The following is a 290-nucleotide window of genomic DNA, read 5'->3' on the forward strand; positions in this document are numbered from 1 at the left end:
GTATTTCTATTGATGAAGTAGAAGCTAAAGATGGTAAACTTCGCTTAATGAAAAACGTATGGTGGGAATATGATAAGCTCCCTCATATGTTGATTGCTGGTGGTACAGGTGGCGGTAAAACTTACTTTATACTGACACTGATTGAAGCCTTGCTTCATACAGATTCAAAACTGTATATTCTTGACCCGAAAAATGCTGATCTTGCGGACTTAGGTTCTGTGATGGCAAATGTCTACTATAGAAAAGAAGACTTGCTTTCTTGCATTGAAACATTCTATGAAGAAATGATG

1 protein-coding gene is annotated in these 290 nt (G+C 36.9%); it reads left to right on the forward strand.

What is annotated here, in order from left to right; translation table 11 throughout:
* The coding region (locus tag C1E99_RS00510) for an FtsK/SpoIIIE domain-containing protein (protein WP_153060122.1) at nucleotides 1–290 on the forward strand (290 nt) is incomplete at both ends.

This window comes from Streptococcus suis, from assembly GCF_002964045.1.
In the GTDB taxonomy this organism is placed as follows: Bacteria; Bacillota; Bacilli; order Lactobacillales; family Streptococcaceae; genus Streptococcus; species Streptococcus suis_U.